General features: G+C 49.6%; 11 protein-coding genes and 1 pseudogene. 6 read left to right on the top strand and 6 right to left on the bottom strand.

Annotated elements, in window-relative coordinates; all coding sequences use genetic code 11:
* The first annotated feature begins 74 nt into the window (after positions 1–74).
* Entirely contained in the window at positions 75–1,577 is a 1,503-nt protein-coding gene (proP, locus tag Q1L34_RS24315; RefSeq protein ID WP_004856599.1) for a glycine betaine/L-proline transporter ProP, read from the top strand.
* A 60-nt stretch (positions 1,578–1,637) separates the two neighbouring features.
* Here the strand turns inward: proP and melR are convergent, their stop codons facing one another.
* Positions 1,638–2,576 carry a transcriptional regulator MelR gene (gene melR / locus Q1L34_RS24310; RefSeq protein ID WP_004856602.1) on the bottom strand — a complete coding sequence of 313 codons (939 nt, stop codon included), beginning with the start codon at positions 2,574–2,576 and terminating at the stop codon, positions 1,638–1,640.
* Positions 2,577–2,817: 241 nt separating this feature from the next.
* Here melR and Q1L34_RS24305 point away from each other — a divergent pair, with 241 nt between their 5' ends.
* Positions 2,818–4,164, top strand: a complete 1,347-nt coding sequence (locus Q1L34_RS24305) for an alpha-glucosidase/alpha-galactosidase (protein ID WP_004856603.1) — start codon at positions 2,818–2,820, stop codon at positions 4,162–4,164.
* A gap of 159 nt (positions 4,165–4,323) precedes the next feature.
* On the opposite strand, the gene cbpM is transcribed toward Q1L34_RS24305, so the two are convergent.
* From cbpM to Q1L34_RS24290, 3 genes are all read right to left on the bottom strand, one after another.
* Complete coding sequence (gene cbpM / locus Q1L34_RS24300) at positions 4,324–4,629, bottom strand: chaperone modulator CbpM (RefSeq protein WP_004856606.1); 306 nt, start codon at positions 4,627–4,629, stop codon at positions 4,324–4,326.
* Entirely contained in the window at positions 4,629–5,546 is a 918-nt protein-coding gene (gene cbpA / locus Q1L34_RS24295) for a curved DNA-binding protein (protein ID WP_004856609.1), read from the bottom strand. The genes cbpM and cbpA overlap by 1 nt, the downstream gene beginning before the upstream one ends.
* A 136-nt stretch (positions 5,547–5,682) precedes the next feature.
* Positions 5,683–6,366 carry a TerC family protein gene (locus tag Q1L34_RS24290; protein ID WP_004856611.1) on the bottom strand — a complete coding sequence of 228 codons (684 nt, stop codon included), beginning with the start codon at positions 6,364–6,366 and terminating at the stop codon, positions 5,683–5,685.
* Between the two features lie 234 nt (positions 6,367–6,600).
* Between Q1L34_RS24290 and Q1L34_RS24285 the strand changes: the two genes are divergently transcribed.
* Positions 6,601–7,389 carry a DsbA family protein gene (locus Q1L34_RS24285; RefSeq protein WP_165458900.1) on the top strand — a complete coding sequence of 263 codons (789 nt, stop codon included), beginning with the start codon at positions 6,601–6,603 and terminating at the stop codon, positions 7,387–7,389.
* 35 nt (positions 7,390–7,424) lie between these two features.
* On the opposite strand, the gene Q1L34_RS24280 is transcribed toward Q1L34_RS24285, so the two are convergent.
* Positions 7,425–8,021, bottom strand: coding sequence for a TetR/AcrR family transcriptional regulator (locus Q1L34_RS24280; protein WP_165458899.1), 597 nt, complete (start codon positions 8,019–8,021; stop codon positions 7,425–7,427).
* A gap of 115 nt (positions 8,022–8,136) precedes the next feature.
* Between Q1L34_RS24280 and Q1L34_RS24275 the strand changes: the two are divergent.
* Together Q1L34_RS24275 and Q1L34_RS24270 are read left to right on the top strand one after the other, a co-directional pair.
* Positions 8,137–8,723 (top strand): annotated as a pseudogene (locus tag Q1L34_RS24275) (NAD(P)H-dependent oxidoreductase).
* 121 nt (positions 8,724–8,844) lie between these two features.
* On the top strand, positions 8,845–9,480 hold the full coding sequence (locus Q1L34_RS24270; protein ID WP_227699663.1) for a hypothetical protein: 636 nt from the start codon (positions 8,845–8,847) through the stop codon (positions 9,478–9,480).
* Positions 9,481–9,518: 38 nt separating this feature from the next.
* On the opposite strand, the gene Q1L34_RS24265 is transcribed toward Q1L34_RS24270, so the two are convergent.
* Positions 9,519–10,328 carry a polysaccharide pyruvyl transferase family protein gene (locus tag Q1L34_RS24265; RefSeq protein ID WP_165458898.1) on the bottom strand — a complete coding sequence of 270 codons (810 nt, stop codon included), beginning with the start codon at positions 10,326–10,328 and terminating at the stop codon, positions 9,519–9,521.
* Positions 10,329–10,426: 98 nt separating this feature from the next.
* On the opposite strand from Q1L34_RS24265, the gene Q1L34_RS24260 reads away from it, so the two are divergent.
* Positions 10,427–12,649: a glycosyltransferase gene (locus Q1L34_RS24260; RefSeq protein ID WP_165458897.1), complete on the top strand. Its 2,223-nt coding sequence runs from the start codon at positions 10,427–10,429 to the stop codon at positions 12,647–12,649.
* Positions 12,650–13,017: the final 368 nt, after the last annotated feature.

Here is a 13,017-nt window from a genome sequence, read left to right as displayed (position 1 = left end):
CAACGCATGACGCGAATGACTTTGTCATTCGGCGGAGATTCGTGCGCTCAAGGCGAGAGCAAAAGAGGATAATTATGCTTAAAAGGAAAAAAGTAAAACCCATCACGCTTCGGGATGTGACCATCATTGATGATAGCAAACTGAAGAAAGCGATTACCGCAGCATCGCTGGGTAATGCGATGGAGTGGTTCGATTTTGGTGTGTATGGTTTTGTGGCGTATGCCTTAGGTAAAGTCTTCTTCCCCGATGCCGATCCCAGCGTGCAGATGATTGCCGCGTTAGGGACCTTCTCCGTTCCGTTCTTAATCCGTCCGCTAGGCGGCCTGTTCTTCGGCATGCTGGGCGATAAATATGGTCGGCAAAAGATACTGGCCATCACGATTGTCATCATGTCGATCAGTACCTTCTGTATCGGTCTGATTCCGTCTTACGCCTCGATTGGTATCTGGGCGCCGATTCTGCTGCTGCTGTGTAAAATGGCGCAGGGCTTCTCGGTGGGCGGCGAGTATACCGGTGCATCCATCTTTGTCGCTGAATACTCTCCCGACCGCAAGCGCGGCTTTATGGGCAGCTGGCTGGACTTTGGTTCGATAGCCGGCTTTGTCCTGGGCGCCGGCGTGGTGGTGCTTATTTCTAGCGTGGTGGGTGAAGAGAACTTCCTCAGCTGGGGATGGCGTTTACCGTTCTTCCTGGCTCTGCCGTTAGGGCTGATTGGTCTCTATCTTCGTCATGCGCTGGAAGAGACTCCGGCGTTCCAGCAGCACGTTGATACCCTTGAGCAGGGCGATCGCGAAGGGCTGCAGGAAGGGCCGAAGGTATCGTTCAGAGAGATTGCGACCAAACACTGGCGCAGCCTGCTGACCTGTATCGGTCTGGTGATTTCTACCAACGTGACCTACTACATGCTGCTCACCTACATGCCGAGCTACCTGTCGCATAACCTGCACTACTCGGAAGATCACGGGGTGCTGATTATTATTGCGATCATGGTTGGTATGCTGTTCGTCCAGCCGATTATCGGCATGCTCAGCGACCGCTTCGGCCGTCGTCCGTTTATTCTGATCGGTAGCGTGGCGCTGTTTACCCTGTCGATTCCGGCCTTTATCATGATTAACAGCAACATTATTGGCCTGATTTTCGCGGGTCTGCTGCTGCTGGCGGTGGTGCTCAACTGCTTCATCGGGGTGATGGCGTCCTCCCTGCCGGCGATGTTCCCGACCCATATTCGTTTTAGCGCCCTGGCCAGCGCCTTTAATATTTCGGTGCTGATTGCCGGTCTGACGCCGACTCTGGCGGCCTGGCTGGTGGAAACCTCGCAGAACCTGATGATGCCGGCTTACTATCTGATGGTGATTGCGGTTATCGGGCTGATGACCGGTCTGACGATGAAAGAGACGGCAAACCGCCCGCTGAAAGGGGCGACGCCTGCGGCTTCGGATATCCAGGAAGCGAAAGAAATTCTCGGCGAGCACTACGATAACATCGAACACAAAATCGAAGATCTCGATCAGGAGATTGCCGATTTGCAGGAAAAACGCTCCCGACTGGTGCAGCAGCACCCGCGTATTAACGAATAATCGGTTCTTGCGTTAAATCATGCCGCCGTGGGCTTCCCCGGCGGCATTTTTTATGCCCGTTTATGGCTGAGCGGGCGGCAGGCCCTGCCGGCGCTGCTGGCTGAGCTTACGATACTGCTGCGGCGGCATACCAACGTACTTGCTAAAGGTACTGTAGAAGCGGCTACTGGAGCGAAAACCGGCGGTCAGGGCAATGTCGAGGATCGTCTTATCGGTGTCGCTGAGCAGGGCGCGCACGTGGTTGATGCGCATCGCGGTAATGTACTGCTTCATGGTTTGCTGCATCACCCGCTGGAAAATGCCCATGGCGTAGTTGGGGTTCAGTTTGACATGCTCGGCGACGGCATCGACGGTCAGCGCCCGATCGTAGTGGGCGGCGATAAATTCAAGCATCTGGCTGACGTAAAACTGCGCATGCCGTGAGACGCTGTGTTTGTGGGTGCGTGAGGTTTTATTCACCAGGATCGGCTGCCAGCCGGAAAGGCTAAAGCGCTTAAGCATCAGCGCGATTTCATCGATCGCCAGCTGGCGAATCTGTTCGTTGTCGTGGTTGAGCTCCTGCTGCCAGCGCTGGACTTCAAAGACGCTGAGCTGCTGGGCGGAGAGCGATTTAATCACCATTCCGTGGGTGACGTTATTGATCAGTTCGCGATCCAGCGGCCAGGATAAAAACAGATGCATCGGCAGATTAAAGATAGCCATTTGCCGGCAATTGCCGGGGCGAGTCAGCTGGTGCGGCGTACAGGCCCAGAACAGGCTGATATAGCCCTGTTTGATGAGCACCGTTTCATTGTTAATCAGATACTCCACATCGCCGTCGAACGGCACGTTGACCTCCACCTGGCCGTGCCAGTGGCTGGTGGCCATCGCGTGGGGCGGGCGCAGCTCAATATCCATCCGCTGATATTCGGAATAGAGCGCCAGCGGGCTGCGGGGCTGTTTCTCATCGCTGCTGCTCATATGCGGGTCGTGGCGTGAAGGCGGGCGGTTTGGTTCCATGACGGCGTGGGTTCCTGAATCATCACACGTGCTGGTTTTTTGCACCGGTATGCCGTTATCTTAGCGGAATAAACGGCCCGTTTTCTCTACTTTTTCGCCGATTCGTTCCCATAAACTCAGATTTCGTGTTATCCCGCCGTCGATCTGAGTTTCCGGGAAGGCTCTGTCGGGAAGAGGGCAGCGGGAGGCGGCGCGGACATGCCACTCTGCAGGGGTTCAATGACCTGATGGAGAGAGCACTATGTCTGCCCCAAAAATTACGTTTATCGGCGCTGGCTCAACGGTTTTCGTCAAAAATATTCTCGGTGACGTTTTTCAGCGCCCGGCGTTGAAATCGGCGCACGTTGCGCTGATGGATATCGATGCGACCCGCCTGGAAGAGTCGCATATTGTGGTGCGTAAGCTGATGGATTCCGTCGGCGCCGACGGTGAAATTAGCTGCCATCGCGAGCAGAGAACTGCGCTGAAGGATGCGGATTTTGTGGTGGTGGCTTTTCAGATTGGCGGCTATCAGCCCTGTACCGTCACCGATTTTGAAGTCTGTAAGCTGCATGGCCTGGAACAAACCATTGCCGATACGCTCGGCCCGGGCGGAATCATGCGCGCATTACGCACCATTCCGCACCTGTGGCGCATTTGCGAGGACATGACGGAGGTGTGCCCGCAGGCGACCATGCTGAACTATGTTAATCCGATGGCGATGAATACCTGGGCGATGTATGCGCGCTATCCGCATATTAAACAGGTTGGGTTGTGCCATTCGGTGCAGGGAACGGCGGAAGAGCTGGCGCACGATCTCGATCTCGACCCGGCGGATTTACGCTATCGCTGCGCGGGCATCAACCATATGGCGTTCTATCTGTCGCTGGAGAAAAAACGCGCAGACGGCAGCTACGTCAGCATTTATCCGGATATGCTGCAGGCCTTTGCCGAGGGACGGGCGCCGAAGCATCGGGAGAACTCGCGCTGCCAGAATATTGTTCGCTATGAGATGTTCAAAAAGCTGGGTTACTTCGTGACGGAGTCGTCAGAGCACTTCGCGGAATATACGCCGTGGTTTATCAAGCCGGGGCGCGAAGATCTGATTGAACGCTATCAGGTGCCGCTGGATGAATATCCCAAACGCTGCGTGGAGCAGGTGGCCAACTGGCACAAAGAGCTGGAACAGTATAAAACCCGCGAGCGGATTGAGATTAAACCCTCCCGCGAGTATGCCAGCACTATTATGAACGCCATCTGGACCGGTGAGCCGAGCGTCGTGTACGGTAACGTGCGCAACGAAGGGCTCATCGACAACCTGCCGCAAGGGTGCTGCGTGGAAGTGGCCTGTCTGGTGGATGCGAACGGTATTCAGCCCACCAAAGTCGGGAAGCTGCCTGCGCACCTGGCGGCGCTGATGCAGACCAACATTAACGTCCAGACTCTGCTGACCGAGGCCATTCTTACCGAGAACCGGGACTACATCTATTATGCCACGATGATGGATCCGCATACGTCCGCGGCGCTGGGCATCGAAGAGATTTATGCGCTGGTGGACGATTTGATTGCCAGCCATGGCGACTGGCTACCGGAGTGGGTACATCGTTAGTCGGTTCTGTATGCGGCAGGGTGCTGCATTTCAGCCGGGCAGCGGCTAGCGCCTTGCCCGGCCGACAGGCTCTATGTCATCAAAGAATGTCGCGTCTTGTATCGACCTTGCCGGCCCGCGCAGGCGGGCCATGGCAGAAGAGCCTGCTGTGCTACAGGCTTAACTATGTGCCAGAAAGCGGGCGAGCTGCTGCTGCAGCAGCCGGTTTTCGCGGGTCAGCCGCGCATTCTCATCCAGCAGCGTTAATGCCACTGCGATACCCGGCCAGTCCAGCTCCAGCTCCCGACGCAGGCGCATCGCACGGTGGACAATCATTACCGCGCTATCATCGAACAACCAGACCTCCGTCTGCGGCTGACGTGGCTCAATCACGCCCAGGCCGACGATCTCGCGAAGATCTTCTTCAGAAACGCCGGTATGCAGACAAAACTCCGTTATCGTAAAAGTCACTGCCATTTTAGCCATTATGCTTTCCCCCATGCTTGACGCGGCTCGAAGCCGGCCTCTGCATCGGCCAGCTGTTGCCAGAGCGCGCTGGCTTTCTCATTCGGTTTGGGCGGCATGACGATTTTAATCACGGCATATAAATCGCCGGTGGCCGTTTTGCTGGCCAGCCCTTTCCCTTTAATTCGTAAACGCTGTCCCGCCTGGCTACCCGGCGGGATGGTCAGCAGGATGCTCTCTTTGAGCGTCGGGATGGTCACTTTGGCGCCAAGCGCCGCTTCCCACGGTGCGAGCGGCAGAACGATTTCCAGGTTATGGCCCACAATATCGAACAGCGGATGCGGAGCGATGTGGATAACCAGCCACAGGTCGCCATTCGGCCCGCCGTTTTCTCCCGGCGTTCCCTGGCCTTTCAGGCGAATACGCTGCCCGTCGCTGACGCCGGCGGGGATTTTCACATTCAGGGTCTTCGGCGTTTCGCTTTCGACCATTCCGAAGACGTTATAGACCGGCAGTTTGTAGCTGATGGTGCGCGTCTGCTCGGCCAGCGTCTCCTCAAGGAACACCGCGACTTCAATTTCTAAATCATGGCCGCGTGCGGCATGCTGGCGGCGGGACTGGTGCGCCTGCTGGCCAAACATCGACGAGAAGATGTCGTCAAAATCCTGCTGGCTGTAGCTTTGTTCACGGGAGTGCTGTTGACGGCCAAATTGCGGGTCGTTGCGGTGCTGCCAGAGCTGGTCATACTCTGCGCGGCGCTGTTCATCTTTCAGGACTTCCCAGGCTTCGGCGAGATCTTTAAATTGCGCTTCGGCATCAGTTTCTTTGCTGACATCGGGGTGATATTTACGAGCCAGGCGGCGGTAGGCGGTCTTAATTGTTTTTAGATCGTCTGTTGGCTTAACCCCTAGAATGGCATAATAATCCTTTAATTCCATGGCGTTATCTCATTTGACTTACTGCAGTGGTCACGACTTTCAGTCATAAGCTTAGGGCAAATGAGTGCAGGTGGGGAAGGAATCTGGCGGAAACTTGACGCCGTCGGGATTGACGGCGTCTGTCAGCGGCGGGCGTTCAGCTGGCCGGGCGTGCCCGGCCGTTGCGACGAAGTCCTTCCAGCAGCACCAGCGCCGCGCCGAGAGCGCCGGCGATAAGCGGTAGCGCATCGGGTGCCTGGGGAAACAGGCGTACGATGGTGGGGTCCGTAACCCACATCGAGCCGGCTATCCAGCCGATAAGGGCACCTCCCAGCAGGATAACAACCGGGAAGCGGTTAAGGATAGCCAGCACCAGTTTACTGCCTGCCACGATAATCGGAATGCTGATCAATACGCCCAGCGCGACCAGCAGCAGGTGGCCTTTCCCGGCGGCGGCGACCGCCAGCACGTTATCCATCGACATAATAACATCGGCCACCGTGATGGTGACGGCGGTCCGCCATAGGCTGCCTGAGCTGCCGATCTCTTCATCTTCATCCTGATGGGCAACCAGCTTGATACCGATCCACAGCAGCAGGAGCGCCCCGACAATTTTTAGCCACGGCAGAGAGAGCAGGTAGACGGCAATGGCCAGCAGCAGAACGCGGGCCAGAATGGCGCCGAAGGTGCCAATAACAATCGCTTTTGTACGCTGTTCGGGCGGCAGCTTGCGGCACGCCATGGCGATCACCACCGCATTATCGCCGCCCAGCAGCAGATCGATTGCAATGATTTGTAGCAAAATAACAACAACATCCCACTGATTAAATAGCGCGTTCATGCCTGACTCATATCATTTTAAAAAATGTATCCCCAAGGGAAAAACCGCAGCAAGCGTACCTCTGTTCTGGCGCATTGACCACCGCCCGGAAAAAGAGCGCGGGAGTTGCCCGTGCGCGATATTGAAAAATATAGTTACGAATCAATGCATCGTGTCGGGATGATTCACCGCAAAAGGATGGTACTTTGTTTTGTCAGATCCACCTGCCGTTTACTCATCGCAAGGATTATCCTCATGGCTGGTATGAAAAAAATATTGACTGGCGCGTTGCTGGGCACCACGCTTCTTCCGGCGTTGGCCATGGCCGCGCCGGCGCCCGCAGCAACCTTTACCCCGGAGCAGGAAGCCCGCATTGGCAAGATTGCCGCGGATTACTTAGTCGCGCATCCGGAGGTGCTGCTGCAGGCGAGCCAGAAGCTTCAGCAGATTCAGCAGGAACAGCAGGCGAGCGCGGCAACTCAGGCCGTGATTAAAAACCAGGCTGCGCTGACCCAGGATAAAAATACCCCGACCTACGGACCGGCGAATGGCAAGGTAACCGTGATCGAATTCTTTGATTATCAGTGCATTTACTGTAGCCGTCTGGCACCGGTGATGGAGCAGGTGATTAAAGAAAATCCGCAGACCCGGTTTGCATTTAAAGAGTGGCCTATTTTCGGCAGCCGTTGGGAAAGCTCGCTGACGGCGGCGAAGACCGGCCTGCAAATTTACCAGCAGAAGGGCGCAGAAGCTTACCTGACCTACCATAACGGGATTTATGCCACCGGGCATAACGAAGGGAAGCTGACGGCCGCGGATGTACAGCAGCAGGCGAAGAAGGTGAATTTCGACGCGAAGAAAGCGCCGGATGTTGAAGCTGTCCTCGAGAGCACCAACCAGCTGGCGCAGGAGATTGGCTTAAGCGGAACGCCGGGCGTGATCGTGATGCCGACCACCGGCGCGACCGAAGCCACGATCACCGTCTTCCCGGGACTGGCTGATAAAGATTCGCTGGATGCGGCGATTAAGAAGGCCGGCGGTTGATCATTCAGCGCCCGTCGGGCGGTGGGCGCTGCTTGTTAACGAGGGCAGCAGCGCTGTAGCATTGACATAATCACCTGAAACAGTTCATCTTTAGCCTGCTTCTCTGTGATGACGCCATTCACTACCGCGGCGGATAACCCATCGGCGGAACCGAGCATCGCAAGAATTGTCGCTTCGCTGAGGTTTTCACTTTTGCAAAGTGGCGAAAAATATTCCCGGCATTTGACGTTAAATGTGGCGATACACTCCCGTTTGATCTTCTCCAGCTCAGGCGTTCCGGCCAGCGCGGCCATGACGTTTGGCATCTCGCGCCCCTGTAGCAGCACGCACTCAATATATGCGTTGCCGATCGCCGAAGCCAGTTTCTCCGCATTGGGTTCGGTATTGCGCAGTATTTCATCCATTTTCGCCGTCTGACGTTGGTCGTATTCGGTATATAGCGTAGCAAAAAGCCCCGAACGGCTGCCAAAATGGTCATAAACTACCGGTTTAGTGACACCGGCCTGCGTTGCGAGATAACCTAGCGTCAGAGCATCAGTCCCTTCTTCACGAATAATATGCCAGGCGACATCCATCAACTGTTTTTGCCGCTCTTCTCGCGATAAACGCTGCCGTACGAGTGGTTCAGACATAGAAGCATTCTCCCATTGACATACTTACATACCAACAGTAACTTACCAATGGTAAGTTACTGTTGGTATGTAAGACTACGTCCAATATTGTTCGATGGCAACTGGAGTCTCCGTCATGCATGCATTAATCGTAGTTTCTCATCCTGTTAATAGTTCTCTGACCCACAGCGTTATGACGGCAATTGCACAAGGGATTAACGAATCCAGCCCGCATAATACCGTTGAAATAGCTGATTTAACGCAGGAAGGTTTTAACCCGGTTTTACTAAGCCGGATATCGCCGCATTTCTGCAAACTGGCGCCACGCCGTCCGATGTGATTGCTGAGCAGGTCAGAATTGATAAGACCGATGCGCTGTTACTGGTCTTTCCCGTTTACTGGTGGTCGATGCCTGGCCTGCTAAAAGGCTGGATCGATCGCGTGTTTTCCAACGGTTGGGCCTATGAGGAGACCGCCGATGGTAAAGTGGTGAAGAAGCTGGGCCACCTGCGGGTACATCTGGTTGAGTTAGGCGCAGCGAGCCAGAAAACGTATAATAAGCGCGGGTTTACCGATGCTTTTAATGCGCAAATTGTCCACGGTATTTTTGATTACTGCGGGGCTACGGTAGCCATTTCACAAATGCTGCTGTTGCCGGAGCTGGAAACAGCGGAAGCCTATCTGGAGGCGGGGCGTAAGCTTGGTAGAGCGGTGGTTAGCTGATGCACATTTAGCTATCTCGTCGCGTTGCGCAGCTTTGAATGGAATGCTTCTGGCGATATTTTTTTGGTGTTAGCGAGACGCACCTTATTGTATAATCATTTAATCCCCCCTTTGGAAAACAATGATGAATAATTTACAGCGTTTCGAAAGTCTCGGCGATAATTGTGAGTTTGCTTTCTTTCTAAGAGAGTCGGGTTATGATGAAGGCAGCTTGTTTCGCTGGGCATTAATAAAAAACTATCATTCTCTTCTGAGATTAATAAAATCTGATTTTGCGGATTTTTATATTTATGAAAACTTGACACCTTCCTGGCAGGATATGGTGCTTGACCAAAAACATGACATTTGTTTTCATACTGAAATGTATAGTGACAATAAAGATGAGCGCTGGTCCTGGCGTTATTCAGAACAGGAAAACAATCTTATCTATAAAAAAGAAATGGATAAGATTAATTATTTAATAGATAAATTCAAAAAAAGCCTTGCTGATGAGAATAAAATTTTTGTTGTGAAAAGCAATGGCAATAATCTTGATGATATTGCATTGGCGCTCTCAAAAGAGTTTAAGAAGCACGGTAACAGTAAAATACTGTACGTTAAAAGCGATGCAGATAATTCAAAAGTTGGTGAAATAACTAAAGTCACTGATAACTTTTTTACTGCGGCCATCGATAGATTTTCAGACTATAGTCGTGCAAATGAGTACTCACGTGCAGGCTGGCAGGCAATAATTAATAATGCTGTAGCGGTTATGTGATTTTTGGGCAGCGTATTATTTATTATACGCTGCATTTTTCAGTTTGTAGTAATAAAACATGTTTTTGGATAATGATTCAAAAGCGAATAATTATAAACGGCTTCATTTTTGTAGTATGAGTTAGGATAGAAGTTTACCTCTTTTCCAAGCAGGGATGCTAAAATTGCCACATGCAGTCTGTCGGTATTTACAATTTTAAACTCTTCTAGAAAGTTGATCATGCAGCGTGTAGAGTTTCGCGCCAGAAATTCATTATCCCAATAGTCGCCATTCCAGGTTAGCGAAATATCATGGTTGTTTTCTTTATAATCTCCAGTGAGAGATTCTGAGTCTGTCCTGAAGCAATTCGCCTGTTTTTTATAGACCGGTTTAAGTGACAGATATTTACTAAGATCGAGGTAAAATGCCATGTCATCGGCAATGAATACGTTCTTGTTCGGTTCATAGTTGAGAGACTTTATATAATTGAAAGTAATATTTTCACGGCAAAAAACAACTAGTTTATCAATGTTGTTAGTGAATAAATCGTTATACCCTCTAATTGTTGAAGGCATAATTATTACTTTATGAAATTTTTTAATATTATTTTGGATGAAGTCACGACCCTCTGAATACAATCCTTCTATCAGGTTTCCTCCGCCGCCAAAAATTAAAATATCCGTATCAGCGCTGTAGTGCTCATCATCCCTGTAAGGTACATAGGTAAGAGCATTTCGTTCGAAAAAATCATACGTTGCAGATGCAATCACGCCATCACCCGCATTGCCAGGGTTTGCCTTATAGACAAATCGGTGAGATGGATGATAGGATTTTAAGAATAAATCAAATTTTAACTCTGCGCTGGTCATTTTTTATCCTATTTAACAGAAGCTATTGATTGCTATCTTATACTACTTCAACTCACTCATTATTATAGAAAAGTCTAGATTATTAAGGAAAGATCACAATGAAGAAAGTTCTTATAATGACGCCGGACATTGAGGGGCCTGTCCGTAACGGCGGCATTGGTACTGCTTTTACTGCCCTTGCCACTACTTTGGCAAAAAAGGGGTATGATGTCGATGTATTGTATACATGTGGTGACTATTCTGAGTCATCTGTATCAAAATTTAGCGATTGGTCACGTATTTATAGCACCTTTGGTATTAATCTGCTAAGCACTGGTCTGGTAAAAGAGATTAATATTGACGCCCCTTATTTTAGAAGGAAAAGCTATTCAATTTTACTTTGGCTGAAAGAAAATAATATCTATGACACGATTATTTCTTGTGAATGGCAGGCAGATCTTTATTATGCTTTATTAAGTAAAAAGAATGGTACTGATTTTGAAAACACGAAGTTCATTGTAAATACTCACAGCTCAACGTTATGGGCCGATGAAGGTAATTACCAGCTCCCATATGATCAGAATCATCTTGAGCTCTATTATATGGAGAAAATGGTGGTTGAGATGGCTGATGAAGTCATTAGTCCGTCTCAGTATTTAATTGACTGGATGTTGAGTAAACACTGGAAGGTTCCTGAAGAACGTCATGTAATTTTAAATTGTGAGCCATTTCAAGGGTTTGAAACAAGAAGTGATGTTGTAGTTAAAAAAAATGAAACACCAGCTTCTGGCGTTGAGCTTGTATTTTTCGGCCGGCTTGAAACCCGTAAGGGGCTCGACACATTCCTCCGTGCATTAAGAAAACTTTCTGACGAAGATAAAGAGACTATCTCTGGCGTAACCTTCCTCGGAAAAAATGTCGCTATGGGGAAAACTGATTCATTTACCTACATCATGAATCAGACCAAAAATTTGGGACTCGCAGTTAACGTTATCAGCGATTATGATCGTACCAATGCTAATGAATATATAAAAAGAAAAAATGTCTTAGTCATTATCCCATCGCTGGTAGAAAACTCACCATATACCGTTTATGAATGCTTGATTAATAATGTCAATTTCCTCGCTTCAAACGTTGGCGGAATCCCAGAGCTTATTCCACAGGAACATCATGCAGAGATTCTGTTTACACCCACACCTGTCGATTTATACGGTAAAATTCACTATCGCTTAAAGAATATAAATATCAAACCCGGGCTTGTTGAATCACAAGAGAATATTAAAGAAGCCTGGTTTGCTGCAATTGAACGAAAAAATAACTGCGTATTCAAGAAAATTGACGAATCTAATAGTCCGTTAGTTAGTGTGTGTATCACTCACTTCGAGCGTCATCATTTGCTCCAACAAGCGCTTGCCTCAATAAAATCTCAGACGTACCAAAACATTGAAGTCATCCTGGTCGATGATGGAAGTACGAAAGAAGAATCTCATCGCTATTTGAATCTCATCGAGAATGATTTTAACTCTCGAGGCTGGAAAATCATCCGTAGTTCTAATAACTACCTGGGCGCTGCAAGAAATTTGGCTGCTCGACACGCGTCCGGTGAGTATCTGATGTTTATGGACGATGACAATGTTGCTAAGCCTTTTGAGGTTGAAACGTTTGTCACAGCAGCATTAAACTCCGGTGCTGATGTGTTAACCACCCCAAGCGATCTTATTTTTGGTGAGGAATTCCCTTCTCCGTTCCGTAAAATGACGCACTGCTGGCTTCCGTTAGGGCCTGATTTAAATATCGCCAGCTTTAGTAACTGTTTTGGTGATGCAAATGCGCTTATCAGAAAAGAAGTTTTCGAGAAAATTGGTGGATTTACTGAGGATTATGGCTTAGGTCATGAAGACTGGGAGTTTTTTGCTAAAATATCTTTACAAGGCTATAAATTGCAAGTCGTCCCTGAACCATTATTTTGGTATCGAGTGGCAAACTCCGGAATGCTGCTAAGTGGAAATAAGAGTAAAAATAATTACCGTAGTTTCCGCCCATTTATGGACGAAAATGTTAAATATAACTATGCAATGGGGTTGATGCCTTCCTACCTCGAAAAAATTCATGAGCTTGAGAGCGAAGTGAGTCGCTTGCGTAGCATCAATGGCGGTCACTCTGTCAGTAATGAGTTACAGCTTTTAAATAATAAAATTGATGGTCTTATTTCTCAGCAAAGAGATGGTTGGGCTCATGACCGTTTTAATGCTCTTTATGAAGCAATTCATGTCCAGGGTGCAAGAAGAGGTACCAATCTGATTCGCCGGGTGGCCAGGAAAGTAAAGTCAATGCTAAAATAAAATAATCTGCGGAGCTCTAAAGGGCTCCGCAAAATAGTTTTTTACTTTTGGCAAACTTTAATTTATCAGGGGAAAGTAATTCATCTCATGATATTAAGATCGGCTTATCTCACTATTTTATGGGATGAGTCGGCTTGCTAATAAAAAGAGTATTTATTCTGGCATTGTAATTGCTATTTTTAGAGTAAGTTTTCTGTCATCTGTGAGAATGAAACCTTAGATGGTAAAGTTAAAATTCTAAAATGGAAGCTACCGCTACGGTCTCGATCGCTATTGAGGATTACCCATCATATACCGCAATCGCGGGTTTCCAACCGGGAAGGCACATTAAGCGGTAACTGGCTATGAGAAGGGCCCAGACTGCAGGG

The organism is Klebsiella ornithinolytica (genome assembly GCF_030505655.1).
In the GTDB taxonomy this organism is placed as follows: Bacteria; Pseudomonadota; Gammaproteobacteria; order Enterobacterales; family Enterobacteriaceae; genus Klebsiella; species Klebsiella ornithinolytica.
The sequence above is the reverse complement of the archived record's forward strand: the minus strand, read 5'-3'. Positions and strand labels throughout refer to the sequence as shown.